Annotated in this window: 11 protein-coding genes; 2 read left to right on the top strand and 9 right to left on the bottom strand. The window is 36.0% G+C overall.

The window, feature by feature from the left end; all coding sequences use genetic code 11:
- Positions 1-222: 222 nt before the first annotated feature.
- From D5R40_RS03290 to glmM, 6 genes are all read right to left on the bottom strand, one after another.
- A complete protein-coding gene (locus tag D5R40_RS03290) occupies positions 223-2,823 on the bottom strand; it encodes a M1 family metallopeptidase (RefSeq protein ID WP_124142873.1) in 2,601 nt (866 codons plus the stop codon).
- A gap of 330 nt (positions 2,824-3,153) precedes the next feature.
- Complete coding sequence (gene hpsO, locus D5R40_RS03285; protein WP_124142874.1) at positions 3,154-4,320, bottom strand: hormogonium polysaccharide biosynthesis glycosyltransferase HpsO; 1,167 nt, start codon at positions 4,318-4,320, stop codon at positions 3,154-3,156.
- Positions 4,321-4,478: 158 nt separating this feature from the next.
- A complete protein-coding gene (locus tag D5R40_RS03280) occupies positions 4,479-5,411 on the bottom strand; it encodes an Rpn family recombination-promoting nuclease/putative transposase (RefSeq protein ID WP_124142875.1) in 933 nt (310 codons plus the stop codon).
- 174 nt (positions 5,412-5,585) lie between these two features.
- Positions 5,586-6,605: a hormogonium polysaccharide biosynthesis glycosyltransferase HpsN gene (gene hpsN / locus D5R40_RS03275; RefSeq protein WP_124142876.1), complete on the bottom strand. Its 1,020-nt coding sequence runs from the start codon at positions 6,603-6,605 to the stop codon at positions 5,586-5,588.
- Between the two features lie 11 nt (positions 6,606-6,616).
- On the bottom strand, positions 6,617-8,266 hold the full coding sequence (hpsL, locus tag D5R40_RS03270) for a hormogonium polysaccharide biosynthesis protein HpsL (RefSeq protein WP_124142877.1): 1,650 nt from the start codon (positions 8,264-8,266) through the stop codon (positions 6,617-6,619).
- 13 nt (positions 8,267-8,279) lie between these two features.
- Positions 8,280-9,737, bottom strand: coding sequence for a phosphoglucosamine mutase (glmM, locus tag D5R40_RS03265; protein ID WP_124154233.1), 1,458 nt, complete (start codon positions 9,735-9,737; stop codon positions 8,280-8,282).
- Between the two features lie 1,000 nt (positions 9,738-10,737).
- Between glmM and D5R40_RS03260 the strand changes: the two genes are divergently transcribed.
- Positions 10,738-10,917, top strand: coding sequence for a hypothetical protein (locus D5R40_RS03260; RefSeq protein ID WP_124154232.1), 180 nt, complete (start codon positions 10,738-10,740; stop codon positions 10,915-10,917).
- Positions 10,918-10,969: 52 nt separating this feature from the next.
- On the opposite strand, the gene D5R40_RS03255 is transcribed toward D5R40_RS03260, so the two are convergent.
- The 3 genes from D5R40_RS03255 to D5R40_RS03245 all read right to left on the bottom strand — a co-directional run bounded on the left by D5R40_RS03255 (position 10,970) and on the right by D5R40_RS03245 (position 14,939).
- Positions 10,970-12,058 (bottom strand): glycosyltransferase family 4 protein, encoded by a 1,089-nt coding sequence (locus D5R40_RS03255; RefSeq protein ID WP_124154231.1) that lies wholly within the window; start codon positions 12,056-12,058, stop codon positions 10,970-10,972.
- Between the two features lie 478 nt (positions 12,059-12,536).
- On the bottom strand, positions 12,537-13,391 hold the full coding sequence (locus D5R40_RS41835; protein WP_124154230.1) for a glycosyltransferase family 2 protein: 855 nt from the start codon (positions 13,389-13,391) through the stop codon (positions 12,537-12,539).
- A gap of 453 nt (positions 13,392-13,844) precedes the next feature.
- Positions 13,845-14,939 (bottom strand): glucose-1-phosphate thymidylyltransferase, encoded by a 1,095-nt coding sequence (locus tag D5R40_RS03245; protein ID WP_124154229.1) that lies wholly within the window; start codon positions 14,937-14,939, stop codon positions 13,845-13,847.
- A gap of 1,334 nt (positions 14,940-16,273) precedes the next feature.
- On the opposite strand from D5R40_RS03245, the gene D5R40_RS03240 reads away from it, so the two are divergent.
- Positions 16,274-18,436, top strand: coding sequence for a hypothetical protein (locus D5R40_RS03240; RefSeq protein WP_124154228.1), 2,163 nt, complete (start codon positions 16,274-16,276; stop codon positions 18,434-18,436).
- Positions 18,437-18,595 lie beyond the last annotated feature (159 nt).

The following is an 18,595-nucleotide window of genomic DNA, read 5'->3' as shown; positions in this document are numbered from 1 at the left end:
TAAATTTCTTGGCGGATGATATGGTTCGCCAAGCCAAGGATTTAAATCCTTGGCTAATAGTTTAAGTCATCTTAAGATGACTCTTGAGGAGTATGCCATCTTTTTTATCTTTTTATATTGTGGTTAATCAGTAGAACTTGATATGACAAGAACAATGCTTGAGACCCATATTTTCCTCAGACTTTTCACCTACCACCTAATACCTACCACCTACAACCTTCTTTATTCTTTAGCCTTAGCCTCCAAATTTTCCAAACGACTTTTCAATTCCTGATTTTCCTTTTTAATCTTATCAAATTCCTGACGTAACTGTTTCAAAGCCTTATCAGAACCAATATTTTTCTGCACTCTCTGTACCGCTTCCTCAGCTCGACGACGTACTCGACCATCAGTAGTTTGATCGACTATACTCTGCAAAATTGAAATCGCTGTAGCAGTTTCCATTTGCGACAAAGCAGCTACTACAGACATCTGAGTTAAGAAAAAATTTTCCCGTGATAATTCCGTTAGTCGTTGCAAAATACGTTCCAAATTAACAGGAGACTGAGCAGTAGAAATTGTCCCTAGAGACCGAATAGCACTCAAACGTAACGTCTGCGGTACGCCAAGAACAGTATATTTCAAAATCAGATTTAGAGCAGTTTCAGAAGTCTTCATCTTACTCAACGCTGATATAGCAGCAGAACGCACGACCTCATTCCAACCCCGTTTTTCTGCCAATACCCACTTCAACAATTTAATTACCTTTTCCTGAGTTGGCTTTTGATCGGAGTTAGCATTGGCAGCAGCAATATCCCCAATTCCAGACACAGCAGCAGCTTCTACATAATAACTAGCATCGCCATTTTTCACTATAGATTTTAGTTGCTGATAACTTTTATTGGTTTTTATTTGTGTTAGTGCTTCCACCACAGCACGACGCACGCGAGCATCTTCGTCGTTTAAACCTGTAACCAAACTATCAAAGACCTGGTCTAGTTGAATTTTTGCCAGTTGCTTCACTACTTCAACACGCACGCCCCAAAAAGATTCCTCTATCAGCGCTTTTGATAATACTTTCACAACTTCTAAACCACCCTTTTTCACCAACGCTTCGGCAGCATAAATACGAGATATAGGGTCTGGATCGAATTGTAATTGTGCTTTTAGCTCCGCCAATGGATATGCCAATTTCACTGTTTTGAGATAGTTATTACCAACATCAAAGCTGATAAATTTTGGTTTTTCTGCCAGGGGAAAATAAAAGGTTTGTTCCTGCTCATGTATTCGTACAGTAAAAGTTGTCAATTCTGGCTTTTCTTCTTTGAGATAACCGAAAGCAATAGGAATTTTTAGGTCAAATAATTCTTTACTTGAATCCCCATTTTTATCATTATTTACCAGAGTTTGTTTAACTGTTACTTTAGCTAATTTACTATCACCATCCCAAACATAATTAACCTGATAATCAGGATGACCGCCCCGAAAAACATATTGGTCAAATAAGAATAATAAATTCCGTCCTGTTGTCTGTTCAATTGCTCTTAATAAATCGATAGTTTCCACCGTTTTATGAGCATTATTTTCCACAAAAGTATGAATAGCTTTTGTAAATAATTCATCTCCTAATTCAGTTTTAATCATGTGATAAACACAAGCAGCTTTTTCATAAAGATGACGGTCATAAAGCTCTATTGCTTCCCGATAAACATTAGTAACAATCGGACGACGATAGCGAGACTTATCCTCAGCAATATAACTTCGAGCTTCTTTCAATCGATAATAAGCAGCATCATCTTGACCATATTCATGCTCTGTCCATAATACTTCTGAATAGGTAGCCATTCCTTCTTTAATCCAGGCATGAGACCAATGTTTAATTACAATTAAATCGCCGAACCATTGATGGGCAAGTTCGTGAGCAACTAAACTTTCAGAATTACGATTATCTAAAGCTGCTCTTTCATCTAGTAAACATCTATCTGTTAGTAAAGTTGTAGAGGTATTTTCCATCCCTCCAAAAATAAATTCATTAACGCAAACTTGAGCATATTTAGGATAGGGATATTTATAGCCAAATTCTTGACTAAAAAATTCTATCATTTGGGGAGTTTTGCCCATAGTTCGTAGAGCATCATCTTGACGTTTTTTTTCTACATAATAAGTAACGGGTATACCATTCCATTCATCTTTAAATTCGACAAATTTACCCACTGCTAAAGTCATTAAATATGTAGGGTGAACTTGTTTTTGCATCCAATGATAAGTTTTGTTATCTTCACTTTCTTCGGTGTTAATAAGTTCACCATTGGAGATAGCAATAAATTTATGGGGTACTTTGACACGAATTTCTGATGTCGATAGTTGACCGGGGTAGTCGAAACAGGGAAACCAGTAACGAGAGTCTTCGTCTTCGCCTTGAGTCCAGACTTGGGTGGGTTTGTTTGGATAATGTTTGTCAGGAGTGATGAAATAGATCCCTCGTTGAGGGTTGTTGGCCGCGTAGGCGATCGCTACTTTTATTCGTTTACCTGCTTCAGTCGTTGGTTGTAGATAAATCTGTAATTCTTCGCCGTCATAGTCAAAAGTTTGTTCAGTGTCGTTAACTTTTATAGATTTAATTTCTAATTCAACTGCATCAAGAGTTAATTTATCAATCCCACTCCGTACAGGGTTTAAACTAATGATACAATTGCCATGAAAACTGTGATTAGGAATGTCGAGTTCTAGATCGAGGAAAATATGTTCTACTTTGCCTGGACTATCAGGGTTATAATGGGGTTTAGCACCTGGTAATTCAAAAGATTTGGAATTATTTTCAGAATCAAAGTAAATATTGGACATTCGATGTGATTTATTGATATGTATTGGACAAAAATCTAGTATATCTGTTAGTCGTAGCCCTGACAGCAATACCTAGATTATTGTAAAATACCATTATACAATTATCCTACAGCTTAATCCTGGGATTGATACGAATTTAATATTCTCAAAATTTGTATTCAGTAATACATACAGCAGATTCCACTAGGGGTGAGGTACACCCATAGCAGGCAAGATGTTATGGCGGGCAAGATGCTATGGCGGGCAAGATGCCCGCACTAGGAATATTTAATTGTTAATAGTAGTCTACCAAAATGAAAACCGCTGTATAATATAGCGCTATCAAAAAAACTATACTAACTCCTGATAAAAATTAAATAACTGTCTGGCTAAAGCTTGATTTGTATACTGATTCATTGCTTTTTCATAACCCTTTTTCCCTAATTCCTCAGTTAATTCTTTTTGCTCCATCAACTGCATTAAACAACTTCTCAATTCCTCAACATTTCCCTCTGGAAATACCAAACCAGCATCCCCAATTACATAAGGAATTTCTCCAGAATCAGAACCTATTACAGGCACTTGACAAGCCATTGCTTCAATTAAAACATGACCAAATTGCTCTTTCCAACCCACAGAAGTTAAAGTTTTAAACTTATAAGTAGTTTCTGATGGCAATACTAAAGTATTCATCAGATTAATATATTTTTGTACATGGTCGTGGGGAACACTTTCTACTAAAATTAGCCTCTCTTTAATTCCTAATTTTGCTGCTTTTTCTAATAAAGTTGATTGTAATTCACCCCTTCCTAATAATAACCATTTCCAAGGTTTTTCTTGTAAACCTCCCAAGGCTTCAGTTAATGTGAGTAAGCCCTTTTCCTCAACAAAACGACCTACAAAACCCACCACAAAATCATCAGTTTTAATTCCCAAACTATCTTTTAATTCTGGTTGTGTTTCTGGTTTAAACAAACTTTCATCTACTCCCAATTGAGGCATGACTTTAATCGGCCCTTTGTAGCCTCGTTCTCTTAAAATATCTTCTCCATCTTTATTTCCAGCAACAATTCCATCAGTATTTTTGAGATTATAAGATTCTAGTAAAGAAATGGGAAACTTAAGTTCATAAGGTAGATTCCACCAAGTAAAAAAGAGATTTTTTGCTTTGAGTCCTAAAAGTTTATTAAAAGTAATAAATTGAGCATAAGTTAAAGCTTTAGAACCCTGTTCTACTTGAATAATATCGGGCTTGAATTTTCTTAGTAAACTAATTAAGTCAGGACCAAAAGTCAGTAAAGCTTGATTATTTTCGCTGTAATTAGAAATAGGTACTACTTGAAAAGAACCTTCATCAATAAATTGGGTTTCAACTATTTGACTTTGTACTCCTTTTGGATTCCAACGTTTAGGAACAACAACCATAACTTCAATACCCGGTTCAAGTTGAGCTAAAGCGCGTAATTTTTCCCGGTTTAAATCAACAATATAGGTGTGGCTCGCTACTAATATTTTCATGGTTATTATTGGGTGATTTAGTATTTATGAAGGAGTATTTGTTAGAAGTTTTCAGAAAAAAATTGAAGTCAGCAGTATTATTTTTACTTTCTCTTAGTATGACTTAAATATTGATTTTTTATCAAAAAAATAGTTTCCCTATTTATTACCTATTTGTGTCACTCTTCATCTCTGACTTGCTCTAACCAAGCTACTAAATCAGATATATTTTTGAACTCTAACATTACCTGACTTAATTCTTCTAATTCCCTATTTGATAATTGATTAAAGCGTTCTTTTATATTGGAATCAATTGTTCCTAATAAACGCTCTATTAAATTTATAATTAATTCCCTTTTCCCTTCTTCACGACCTTCTATTTTCCCTTCTTCACGACCTTCTTCTTTACTAAAAGCAATTGCCCCTTTCCGGTCAAGAAGAAATTGCTCTTGCTTTTCCAATTGTTGCAATTCATCTATAGTTAAATTAGCCTCATTAGCAATAGTAAAAGCTTGACTAATTTCAGGAACTACTTCCATTGATTCCGGTACGACCTCCAAACTATTAGTATGTTTCATAAAGTAGAGCCATTTATCTGTAATATTTTCTAAATTTGCCAATTTTTTCTTAAATTTAGGTAACTCCACAAAAAATAGTTCTATATCGCTGTCTGGATAAACAAAAGAATTCTCCCATTCTTTAAATGCAAAGCGTGTAATAATTTTTTCACTCTCCTTAAACATCGTAAAATCAGCAATAGTTAAAGAAATTACTGGTTTTAGACCTGTATAAACTTTACCTCGCTGGAGTTGATTAACATAAACTTTTGCAGCATAATAAATAACTCGTTTATTAAAACCTTCGATATTTAAAACCTGCATTTCAATAATCACTGTAGAGCCATTATCAAGTTTAGCCCTCACATCTAAATATGAATCTTTGAGAATGGCTACTGACCCAGGTTCATAGGTATCAATAAATTCTAAGTCACGGATAGTATTCTGACCTTCATAAAGTAGTGCATTGAGAAAACTAATTATAATATCTTTACTCTGTGCAGAACTAAAGATTTTTTTGAAGGCATAATCTGTTTTAGGATCGATAAATTTCATAATAAATAGCGTGTTAATTCTTGATTTTTTTACTTCAACCTATGGACTGATGTTGCATACAAAGTCTCTACTTATTTCTAATTTTTAACTTTCTTTAAAGACATCTCCAAAAATCAACAGTAAAATCAATTATTATCCATAAATTATCAATTATTCCTCCCTGTTCCCTGTTCCCTATTCCCTGTTCCCTATTCCCTGTTCCCTTGTATAAATTTGCCCATCATCCCAAATAGATTTAACCTTTGTTTGAACAGCACTCAAAAAACCAAGAGTATAGAAACCTCCACGGGTAATTATTTTGATAGGGGAGCCACCTTTATAACAAGGAGGGTTGCCCAACACATGACAATCAAATAATTTGGCAAAGAAACGCAGACATTGATTAAGAGTCAGATTTTTTAATCCCATGAAAAAGTGATTGTGATAAAAAGTAACTTGATATTTGAGCGATCGCGTTGAAATATCATGACAACCTCCACTTTCTTCACCCAAGTGAACTAGAGAAGCTTCTGGGTCAAACCAAACCTGATAACCAGTTTGTCGTAACCTCAAACAAAAATCTGACTCTTCCCGTACTGCACTACCTCGAAACCGCTCATCAAAACTCAGACCATACTTAGTAAAAATATCTCGGCGATAAGACATATTACAACCTCTTGCTGATATCACTCGTTGAGCCTTAACTGTATGTACCAAATCGATATGATACCAAGCAATACCGGGGTCTGATGCTTCAGGGGGTAAATCTTCTATTTCCAGCTCTCCACCAGAATCTCCTAATTTCATGCGATCGAATACTCGTCCCGCCACTGCTCCTACTTCTGGGCGATCAACATAGTTACGAGCATGGGCAGCCAAAAATCCTTTTTCCAAGCGTACATCATCATCAATAAAAAGAATTATTTCGCCACTACAATGTCTGACCGCATAATTCCTTGCCCCTGGTAAACTCGCCCAAGTCAGACGGAACAATTTAATTTTTCCAGAACTTGCTTGTTCTTCTAAATAAGCTTGAGTCTCTGGTTTATGAGTAGCAGTTTGGTCAACTACCAAAACTTCAAAATTAGGATAGTCTTGTGCAATAACATCCGCGATCGTATCTACCAGAGCTTCTTCACGATTATAGGTAGGAATGACAACAGAAATAGGAATAGCTAATTGTTGATTTTTTTCTTTTAGAGATTGTGCGTTCATTTTTCTCCTTCTTATTTACCATTTTCCATTTCTTCTTCCGCTTTAATTCTTGCTTGTTCCTGTTTATCAATTGCTGGCAACCTCAGAACTACTCCAGCAAAATACCAGTAATAAACCGTAACTGGATCTACATCTAGAGGATAGTAATAAGTGTTGTAGCTAATAATCAAAACAAAAACCCAATAGCATGCACCATAACTGCGTAGACTCTTGTCTTTAACAGAGCGATAAGCTTTGAAACTAGTAAAAGTAATAGTGGTTAGCAAGACTAACATTGCAATTGCGCCGAACTGTCCTATTTCATAAATTAACTTAGGATAATAAGTCTCAATTAACCTAGTTCTACCAAAAGTTCGGGCTGAATTAGTAGCCCGTCCTAACCCTTTGCCCAAAACTCCTACATGGCTGACTTCGTGAAATTGTCCGGTAATAAAAGCAGTGGGTGGTGCAGCTTGCCAGCGACTAACAAAACTATCTATCCGCTCCTGAACAACTACAGGATTGGATACTATTACTCCTCCCAGTACAACACCTAGTCCAATACCTATAGGAAGAAACCTTTTGAGGTTAGCGATCTGACCTGTCAGCACCAGAAGAATTATAGTTACTGTGGGAACCAGAGCTAGAGCAATTCTTTGACCGCTAATAGCTGCATTAACAAAAACCACTGCCATTCCAAATAAACCTCCTATTCGCCAGATAGGAGAGGGGTCACTAAAAGCAACTGCAAAGGTAAAGGCAGCATTAGAAATCAAAAACCATCCCCACTGCCAAGGTGCAACAAAAGTACCCGGTAAACGAATCACACCCTGACTAGGACTAAATAATAGAGCGCCTCCTACTAAACATTTAGCTTTTAGAGTTGCTCTAAATAGTTGTTGTCCAGTAAAACCACGAGTACCTTTACACTTACCTGAACTGAGAAATTGGTACTGTACTATACCAAGTAAACAACAGATAATAGCTAAAATTAGTGTAAGACGCGCAGCAAGTAATAATTCTTTTTTAGTTTTGAGTTTATAGTAAGCACCTGTAATTAAAGGTAGGTAGCCGATCAATGCTTTGAGTCCCAATATTCCCATCAATATTGGTTGTTCATTAACTTGTTCATTAACATTTGGTCTGAGTGGGTCTGGTGGTTCCAACTGTTGAGCACCATTAACGAATAGTAAAGTAAGTAGACAAAAGCCCAATAAAATGTATAAGGGATTTTTCACTACCTTGGGAATGATGAATGGATTTCCTGTTTTTTTGCACCACATACCAATGCCAATCATTGCTGGAATGAAAAAGCCATCTTTTGCTAACTGAAAAATGGGACTTCCTCCACCGATCCAGTAAGTCACAGTGCCAGCAAAGGGCATATAAATTAGGAAGGCCCAAAGTCCTAAAATTGGATACTTGAAGGAAAAACCTAAAACTGCCACACCACCACCACCAGCGAGGGCTATTTTTGGCTCCGCTATGAAAAATAACGTTATACCAATAACAAGACCAAGACCACCATAAGTAACAAGAGCGCCAATAACCTGCTGAATTTGTTTAGCTCTTTGGCGCTTTCTGGCAGCTAATTCCTTTTTGCTAACCTGGGGAGCAGCAGGTTTGCCTTTCTTTTTTGATTTGCTTTTTGATTTTTTTTTAGACTTTTGTTTTGTCGGCATTGTTAAGTCAGTTTTAGGCCAGATATTGCTGGACTGCTAAAACTAAGTTCTCTGTCCAGTAGCTTGCGAGTTCAGCATTAATTGCCTCTACCATAACTCTAATTAGTGGTTCTGTGCCAGAGGCTCGGACTAAAACCCGCCCTACATCTGCTAAAGCTGTTTCTGCTTCTTCTATAGCTCTGACTAATGGTTCGCAGTTTTTCCAGTTAGCTCGGCGATCGCGGTCTTCTACCCGGACATTTCGGAGCAATTGGGGATAGGTCTGGAAGCTTTGGTCTACTAATTCTGCTAGGGAGACTTCTGAGCTTTTGACTAGAGCTGCTAAATGTAGGGCTGTCATTAGACCATCTCCTGTAAGGCCATAGTGAGGACAGAGAATATGTCCTGATTGCTCGCCGCCTAACATTGAGCCTGTCCGCTGCATTTCTGCATGAACATATTGGTCTCCTACTTTAGTCCTCAATATTTGTCCACCCTGTTTGTGCCAAGCACGTTCAAATCCTAAATTGGCCATGACTGTCGTGACAATCAAGTTGTTTGGCAATAACCCGGCTTTACTTAAGCTTTGGCCCCAGAAGTAGAGTATATAATCTCCATCTATTGAACGACCTTGAGAATCTACTGCTAATACTCGGTCAGCATCTCCATCAAAGGCAAATCCTATATCAGCTTTGTTTTCTACTACTGCTTGTTGCAGGGAATGGAGATGAGTAGACCCACAGTTGACATTGATACGATCGCCGTTTGGTTGGTCATGTAAACAAATGACTTCTGCCCCCATTCCCTGGAAAACTTCTGGGGCGGTATGAACTGCTGCTCCCCAAGCTAAGTCCAGAACTATTTTCATTCCCTGGAAATGTCCTGGTATTAAAGGAGAATGTAGAGATGCTTGGTACTCCTTGACTAATTCTGGTCTATGGTAATGCTGTCCCCAGTTATTGTGAATAGCTGGAAAATCTGCCATTCCTCTAATTCCAGATTCTATTTGTTTCTGTAATTCTGAAGAGAGTTTTGTACCATCGGAACCAAAAAATTTAATCCCATTATCTTCGGGTGGGTTATGACTAGCAGAAATCATTACCCCGCCTATTGCTTCTGAAACGCTAGTAAGATAAGCAACACAAGGGGTAGGGCATAAACCTAAATTCCAAACTTCTAACCCTGCTGCGGTTAAACCTGCTGATAGAGCCATTCCTAGCATATTGCCTGAATTTCTGGTATCTTGACCCATAATTACAAGGCCACAGTTTGGAGAATATTGGCGCAATACCTGTCCTGCCCAAAAGCCTATTTGTAAGGCTAGGGGGGCGTTTAGTAGTTCTCCTGCTTTGCCCCGGATGCCATCTGTACCGAATAGGGGTGTTGTGGGCAGTAAGGTATGGTTCCAAGGCAATGTTGTTGTTATTGCTGTGGGTGATAAGTTAAAAGTATTTTGTCCATAAGTTGGTTTGAATGATGGTATTGCTACCATAATTTTCACTCCTCGTCAATATTTAGTTATTCTCACTCTCAAGAAAGAGAATAGCACTTCCTGATTGAATAGATAATTTTGAATTATTTATAGCGCTGTGTGCAGGCAACAGGCAATAGTGTCAGTCCAGTAGGGTGTGTTAGCGGTAGCGTAACACAAAACCCTATATTTATTGTCAGTGCCTAATTCCTGAGAGTTTCGACTTAGTTAACGATTTGCGATACGGAGCGCGATATAATACGCTAGTTCTCTTCACATATTTGTAACGAAGGTGAAATTTGTATCTTCTGCACTAATCGCTGCAAGTAACATTTCTGGGGTGTCTATCTATGAAAGGGCGATCGCTCCATAGCTAAGAAGGAGGCGATCGCTTTTTTTCCAGCCTACTCCTGGGCCTTTGAAGTATAGCGCTGCGCGCAGGCAACAGGCAACAACTCCGGAAGGCAATAGGGGGAATAAATTGCGGATAGTATAAGACTTTTAGCTATTGGACACCTCCTGCAATTTGTAAATATGCCAGCGCACATTGCTATAGGAGTTTCTGGCCTCCCTCTGGGGAGTAGGGGAGATGGAGATCAGATGGAATATTTAACTTCTGACTTCTGACTTTTGACTTCGTTAATGCTTGCTGTCTATTGTTTGTTGAATAAATATTCATATAGATTTTATGAGATTGACAAATGATTCAATTTGTGCAGGTAGCTAATAACGGTTGATTTTCACTATGAAGAAAAGCCTAATTATATGAACTTTTATATGAACTTTGATGAGTCATATCAGTAAATATCCTTACGTCTTTAGAAAGGGTAGGAGATATAGGTCCTGAAGAATACTTCCCACAGTTTAGTACATCACAACCTCCTATAAAACTTAAACTGTCTGGTGGAAGTGGAGTAATAAAAGATGGAGACACAGTAAAAATAGAGACGACGAAGCTTCTGTAGGAGACAAGAAAACTCTTGGTGCATGGAGTACTCCCGCACTATACTACTATGATGGCTTGTACGAACAACAAAAATGGACTATTCGGAAAAGAGATAATAGTGATCCAATTATTAATTATGGTGATGAAGTTTATTTTCTGAATAATTATTATGAAGGGCAGTGGTTGTGTATTGAAAATAATGGAAGGTGGCTAACAACAAAAACAAACGCAAATGTTTATTGGGTAATCAAATAGTTGAATAGTTCTCAAGAAAAAATAGAGTTTTCAAAGCTCTATTTTTTTCTTATCATCTTAAATTATTAATCAGATAATTCTGAATTATCTCCCTAGTAGCTAAACCAGTTTTTTTCCAACTAAACTCTTTAGCTCTAGCCAAACTTAAGGTCGAGAGGCGCGATCGCTCTCCTCCATCTTTAGCAATAATATTCATCGCATCTGTTATTTCTCCTACATTTTTCGGGTTAACTAAAATAGCAGCATCTCCCGCAACTTCTGGCAGGGATGAAATATTAGAAGTAATAACAGGAGTACCACAGGCCATTGCTTCTAATACGGGAAAACCAAACCCTTCCCACAGACTAGGAAAAACCAGAGCGATCGCTTGATTGATTATTTTGGGTAATTCTGAATCAGGAACATAGTCTAGAAATTTGACTAATTTTGTTAAACCTAATTCTTTAATTTGAGTTTTTAATGTTGGTGTATAAGTATTATCTGTAGGTCCGGCAAACCATAATTCATACTCGGAAAAATTCGGCAATTTAGCAAATGCTTCTATCAACCGATGCAGATTTTTATAATGGTCATGGCGACCGAGATAAAGAAAGTAATTTTGCGTAGGTAAGTCTAAAAATTGGAATCTTTGAGAGTCATAACCTAAAGGAATAGGTGTAATTTTTTGAGGTGGTATTTGGAAAAAATCAGTAATATCTGTTGCCGTTGCTTGAGAATTACAAATAATATGTTCTGCCTGGTTTAATACTTGAGGAATATAATATTTGAAATAAGCAGTTAAGCGAGAAGCAGGTTTAGGAAAACGTAAAGGAATTAAATCGTGAGCCATTACTATATAACGACACTGAGAAAATAAAGGCGCTTCTGGAAGGGGAGAAAAAAGTAGATTTGCTTGTAATTTTTTATAGATATTTGATAATTGAAATTGAGTCCATAATAATCGTCGTAAATGACCTTTTGTTCCCTGAGCGGGCGTCATGTTGTTAGGGATTAGATGGCAGTTAAAATTGGAAATATTATTGGCTACTAACAGGGTAGGATTAAGTTGTTGAAGTTGTGGCAGGATGTTATTAGCGTAGATGGATATTCCTGTTGGTTTTGGAATTAATACTGATAGATTAATTAGAAGTTCCTTAGACATTTGCGCTCACAGGGATTATGGCACGGATATATGGATTAAGAATCCAGCAATAAGTGTAGGTTGGGTTGAGGAACGTTAGCGCCAGCTTATCCGTTAGGATAAACCCAAAATTTTCAGCAAACTAGGTTCAAATCAGACAAAAATTCTTCCTAATTAAATGATACTTTGTTGGGTTTCCCTTCAGGAAGCTCCGCTAACACTTGGTTCTACCCAACCTACAATTATATCTGATAAATTTCCTAATTGCTTTGATTTTAACATGAGCTATTTGATAATTTATTGGTAGCTTAACTAAAGCAGCTATAGACATTTATAGTTAGAGTCAAAAATTTTGAATAGTTTAGGTTGGGTTGAGGAACGTTAGCGCCAGCTTATCCGTTAGGATAAACCCAAAATTTTCAGCAAACTAGGTTCAAATCAGACAAAAATTCTTCCTAATTAAATGATACTTTGTTGGGTTTCCCTTCAGGAAGCTCCGCTAACACTTGGTTCTACCCAACCTACAATTATATCTGATAAATTTCCTAATTGCTTTGATTTTAACATGAGCTATTTGATAATTTATTGGTAGCTTAACTAAAGCAGCTATAGTAATTCTGAGTAATCTATATATTAAAACTAATTTATTTGTATGTTTTTCTAAACTTAATAGGTAGCTATAGATGCTATGCTCAAGTTTTAATTCGGGATTTTTATTGGTAATGGAAGATGGTTGATGAATTACAGATATTTTTTGAGTTATGGCAATTTTATGACCTTGTTTTACATAGCGTCTACAGAAGTCAAAATCTTCATAATATAAAAAATAATCTTCATCAAATTCAGGACAGTTTTTAAAGTTTTTGAAGTTAATTAACATACTGCATCCTGTCACCCAATCTGCGATTGATGTTTCTGTGTTGGAGATAAATTCATTAGCAATTATTTTGCCAGTTTTAGGAATAAATTTTCCGCCACTAAACCAAACTTTTCCTGTGGGTTCGTAGACGGTTGTTCCTAATATGGAAAATTCGGGATTTTTGGCTAAAAAATGATGTGCTTTTTCCAGAGAATCCGGGAATAAATAAGCATCGGGATTAATTAACCAAATTATGGCTTGAGGGTTTTGGTCATAAATCCAGTTTAATCCTAAATTGCAAGCTTTTCCATATCCTAAATTAGTTTCTGAGTCGATAATAATTGTGGTGTTCTTTTGGAGTTGATAAATAGAATTATCATCGGTAGAATTATTGATGATAATAATTTCCTGAAATAGTTGGGGAGTTAATGTAATGGAATTGATTAATTTTTGAATTAATTGAGTGGAATAGTAATTAACTGTGAGAAAGTATATAGTTTTTATATTAGTTTCTCCTTCGGGGTGGGGTAAAAGTTCAGTTAAGTGAAGCTAAAACAACTAAAATGGTGCGTTACGATGGATTTCTAAATACCGTTCCGAGTCTAAATTTTAGCCGTCTAACGCACCCTACTAGACCGACTAAAATGGTGCGTTACGATGGATTTCTAAATACCGTTCCGAGTCTAAATTTTAGCCGTCTAACGCACCCTACTGGACCGACACATCTAATTTTATGCATTAGATTATTGGGGCGGGGGCGGGTTTACTTAGTCGTAGGTGACACCATTAACTTAACGCGGAACCCGCCCCTACTATTGCACCATTTTAGGCGTGTTAGTCCACTACAATAATGCTAAAAATACATAAAAACTCGGAAACTTTTATCCCTTATCCCCTTATCCCTGTTGCCTGTTGCCTGTTGCCTGTTGCCTGTTGTCTATTGCCTAATTATGTTAATTCTATTTGACTATCATCACCAATCATAAATCGTAATGCTTTAGGACGTTGTGGAGCATTAATTAGTTGGGCACGACGACCGAGTAAACTATCAACAATACGTTGGTGAATTTCAATAATTTTTGCTCCTTGTAATATCACACTATGCTCAATGTCAACATCAATTAAAGTTACATTATCGGCAATACTACTATAAGGACCAATAAAACAATTTTCCAAGTGACAATTATCTCCTATAATCACCGGACCTCGAATACTACAATTAATTAGTTTAGTATTTTCACCAATTTTTACTCGCCCAATAATTTGACTTTGAGAATCTATTTCCCCATTTACTGAATTAGTTAAACGAGTATCTAAAATAATTTGATTAGCACTGAGTAAATCATCTTTTTTACCTGTATCTAACCACCAACCTTCTAAGGTACGTGCTTCAACAGAAATTTCTTGATCTGCACCGGATGTTTGTTGGTCAATTAAATATTGAATAGCATCAGTAATTTCTAATTCTCCTCTAGCTGAAGGTTTGATATTAGCAATGGCATTATGGATTTTATTTGAGAAGAAATATATTCCCACCAGTGCCAAATCAGATGGAGGAACTTTCGGTTTTTCTACTAACCCTAAAACTTTTCCCTTTTCATCTACTTTTGCTACACCAAATGCTGTGGGATTAGGTACTTTTCGCAGCAAAATTAAAGCATCTAATTGTTCTTGTTTGAAAGTCTCTAAAAATTGTTCTAGCTGACTCTCAATAATATTATCTCCTAGATACATGATAAAAGGAGAATCTGCCAAAAATGGTTGGGCAATTTTCACAGCATGAGCTAAACCAGCAGGTTGCTCTTGCAGAATATAGGTAATATTAGCTCCAAATTTTTCGCCGTTTCCTGTTAATTCTTGTACTTCTTTTCCCGTTTCTGGACTAATAACAATGCCAATGTCGGTAATACCTGCTGCGATAATACCCTCAATGCCATACCACAAAATAGGTTTATTCGCAACTGGTACTAATTGCTTTGCTCCTGTATAAGTAAGAGGACGTAACCTTGTACCTTTTCCACCAGAGAGAATTAATGCTTTCATGTCAATACTTCCAATTGCGGATTTTTGTTGTAGTTTTTGTTCTTAGGGCTGAATTTTTTCTCACTTTAGCATAAGAAGGAAGAAGGAAGAAGCAAGAGGGAAGAAGGAAGAAGCAAGAGGGAGAAAGGAAGAAGCAAGAAGAAAAAACTATTAGTCAATTAATTGTGACTATTTTTGTCAAGTGATAAATAGGATAAGAGATTTTTTCTGGGAGAAATTCTGTAAAATTTTGTCAAAAATCTTTACTACTCAAGAGAAGACAAATTTCTCCCTCATCAGAGAAAATTATCCATCAATTAATTCTGACTATTTTGAGAAAGTGACAAATAGGATAAGAGATTTTTCCTGTGAGAAAATTCTCTGAAATTTTGCCAAAAAGCTCCACTACTGAACAAGAGACAAATTTCTCCATTTTCAGAACATGACAAACAGGGTCAGAGATTTTTTCTGGGGAAATTCTGTGAAATTTTGCCCAAAATCTTCACTACTGAAAAAGAGACTAATTTCTGGGTGATTAGGGAAAATTTGCCATTAATTAATTATCGTTATTTTCAGAACATGACACACAGTGTCAGAGATTTTTTCTGGGGAAATTCTGTGAAATTTTGCCCAAAATCTTTACTACTGAAGAGGGCAAAAAATTTCTCCCTCATCAGGGAAAATTTGCCATTAATTAATTCTCGCTATTTTCAGAACATGACACACAGTGTCAGAGATTTTTTCTGGGGAAATTCTGTAAAATTTTGCCAAAAATCTCCACTACTGAAGAGGAGACTAATTTCTCCCTCATCAGGGAAAATTTGCCATTAATTAATTCTCGCTATTTTGGTCAAGTGACAAACAAGATAAGAGATTTTTCTGCGAGAAAATTCTGTAAAATTTTGCCCAAAATCTCTACTACTGAAGAGGGGAAAAAATTTCTCGGTGATTAGGGAAAATTTGCCATTAATTAATTCTCGCTATTTTGGTCAAGTGACAAACAAGATAAGAGATTTTTCTGCGAGAAAATTCTGTGAAATTTTGCCAAACAGCTCCACTACTGAAAAGGGAAAAAAATTACCGCTCATCAGGGAAAATTATCCATTAATTAATTCTGTCTATTTTGGCAAAGTGACACACAGGATAAGAATTTTTTTCTGTAAATGATATTTCCAAAGATATAATAAGACGGTAAAATTCAGAAAAGTTTGATATTAGCTCAATATAATTATATGAGAATTATATGGCAAGACCACAGCTATAGCACTACAAGAATTGCTTAGGACATTTTTCAATCCTAAAACCCTATTCCCTATTCCCTATTCCCTAGCGCTATATCTAATTTCGGGATAAATATGAACAATCACTCTTTTTTCAAATTATTAAATACTAAACTTAATTCACAGTCTAGCTTTCTGATTAATAGCATTATTTTTTTAATTGTAGTTTTGATAATTACTGTCATAACATCAATATATATATCTCATGAACATACAATTTATTGGTGGGACTTTGTGGGATATCAGAACGCAGCAAATAATTTAACAAATTTATTTCGAGCATCACCTCAAAGAGCTATTGATGATATTTTAGGTTCTTTATCTCAACAGAAAAATTATTTGGTTGTGCTGCCGTTAATTCCATTTCTTTATCTGTTTGGTAATCAAAGAATTGTTTATATTTTGAGTATTAATCTGGTCTATTTATTACCATTTAGTTTGCTGGTCGGTTCTATCGCGACAAAATTAATTCCAGTTCCTTCTCGGTGGGTATTTTGGTCAACAGTAGCGATCGCTTTATTAATACCTATGACTTGGAGTCCGAGTTTAAGAGGATATCCTGATATTGGAGCGACTTTATTTATTTTATTGGCGATTTTAATTTACTTACAAAATATTAGATTGACTGCTTGGTGGCAAATTCCTGTCATTGGATTATGTTTGGGCATATCTATTGTTTTAAGGAGACATTTTGCTTATAGCGCCATAGCTTTTCTTGCTGCTGTTAGTTGCCAAACTATGATTAACTTTTTGACTACTTTCAATTCTGTCAATAATTCCTGGAAAAGACTTTTAGAAAGCGCCATTAAAATTAGTCTGATTTCTCTCAGTAGTTTCCTGACTATATCAATTTTTGCTTGGGGTTTTATCCAAAGTTCTTTGACAGAAAATTATCGAACTCTTTATGCTGCTTGGAGTTTATCAATACCTGACATTTTCTGGCGTTATGCCTGTTTTTATGGATTAATAACTTTACTATTAGTTGCCACAGGATTTTCTGTTGGTGTTCTGACAAAATATTTAATTCCATCCACTACTATTTTTCTCTTATTATTCGGATTTTTTTCTTTAGCTGAATGGTTGATTTTACTCCGTTATGGCAATATTCATTACTCTCTACATTTTACGCCAATAATAGTTTTAGGATTAGCTTCATTTATCTGGACGACCATTAATATTTTTCCAGACAAAACTAGATTAATCATTTTAAGTCTCACGGGAATATTGTTACTTGGAAATTTTTTCCTTGGCATAACTACAATTGGCAAATTTCATCATTCTCTACGACCATTATTTGCCACTAATTTTTCTCCATTAATTCGTTCCGACTATGATGAAGTTTTACGTCTGAGCGATTATCTAAGTAAATTAGCCAAAAATCGAGAATTAGTATATGTAGCTGCTTCCTCAAATCTTTTTAATGCCAATATTATTAGAAACGCTAATCGGATAATTAATCCTGAAACTTGGCCGAATTTAAGAGCAATAAGTAAACCACATATTGACACCCGCGATACTTACCCATTGCCAGAATTATTAGAAGCACAATATATAGTTATTGCTCACCCATTTCAGAAAGTATTATTAACTGATGAACAAGTCTTAAAACCAGGGCAACAAGATTTAGTTAAGTTTGTCTATGATGCTTTTACTCAAAATTTTCCCATTGCTCAAGATTTCCGAAAATTGCCAGAAGAATTTATCTTAGATGGTGGAATTACTGTCAGTTTTTATCAAAGATTTCGCCCTACTTCTGTAGCGACTGCTGTACAAACTTTATCAGCAGTACAAAAACAAATTCCTCAACGTCCAGGTAGACAGTTAGACTGGATGAGTTTAAATCAATCTCCTTATATTACTTATAATTATTCGGCAGTTACTCAAATTTCTGAAAATGGTTATAAATTAATGACAGACCCCTCGGATACTACTAAACAAACCTCTAAATATTTTCTCTATTTAGGGCAAATATCCGAATCAGTAAAAATTACTGGTAAACTGAATTTTCTGAATCAAGAATGTGATGGTTTGTCTCTTGCGTTTTCTTCTTTAGATGAGCAAGGAAATTTGCTTGATACAACTGCCAATAATTATTTTCCTGGAGATTTGTCTGACTTGAATTTTTCACTCGCTGGTAAAAATTCGGTTTATTTGCTTTTGGAAAATATGACTATTGATGGGGATGAATTAACGGATAAATGTGGATGGGTAATCAATAATCTTATTGTTGATGACTAGAGAAAATTTTCTGGAGATAACCGCCGATAATTAGGGTTTGCTGAAAAAGTCTTTTTCAGGAGTAGATGAGTGGGGGAGTAGAGAGTAGTTAGGAGATAGTTGGATATATTTGTAAGAGTGATTTTTCTGCTATTATTCTGCATTTTATGCTAAAGTTTT

Source organism: Okeania hirsuta, from assembly GCF_003838195.1.
Lineage (GTDB): Bacteria > Cyanobacteriota > Cyanobacteriia > Cyanobacteriales > Microcoleaceae > Okeania > Okeania hirsuta.
Note: the sequence above shows the minus strand (reverse complement) of the source record. Positions and strands in the feature narration are given on the sequence as shown.

Excerpts from the sequence above, each read along its gene's own strand:
- D5R40_RS03290 (WP_124142873.1), bottom strand. The coding sequence starts at position 2,823 with ATGTCCAATATTTACTTTGATTCTGAAAATAATTCCAAATCTTTTGAA.
- hpsO (WP_124142874.1), bottom strand. The coding sequence starts at position 4,320 with ATGAAAATATTAGTAGCGAGCCACACCTATATTGTTGATTTAAACCGG.
- D5R40_RS03280 (WP_124142875.1), bottom strand. The coding sequence starts at position 5,411 with ATGAAATTTATCGATCCTAAAACAGATTATGCCTTCAAAAAAATCTTT.
- hpsN (WP_124142876.1), bottom strand. The coding sequence starts at position 6,605 with ATGAACGCACAATCTCTAAAAGAAAAAAATCAACAATTAGCTATTCCT.
- hpsL (WP_124142877.1), bottom strand. The coding sequence starts at position 8,266 with ATGCCGACAAAACAAAAGTCTAAAAAAAAATCAAAAAGCAAATCAAAA.
- glmM (WP_124154233.1), bottom strand. The coding sequence starts at position 9,737 with ATGGTAGCAATACCATCATTCAAACCAACTTATGGACAAAATACTTTT.
- D5R40_RS03255 (WP_124154231.1), bottom strand. The coding sequence starts at position 12,058 with ATGTCTAAGGAACTTCTAATTAATCTATCAGTATTAATTCCAAAACCA.
- D5R40_RS03245 (WP_124154229.1), bottom strand. The coding sequence starts at position 14,939 with ATGAAAGCATTAATTCTCTCTGGTGGAAAAGGTACAAGGTTACGTCCT.
- D5R40_RS03240 (WP_124154228.1), top strand. The coding sequence starts at position 16,274 with ATGAACAATCACTCTTTTTTCAAATTATTAAATACTAAACTTAATTCA.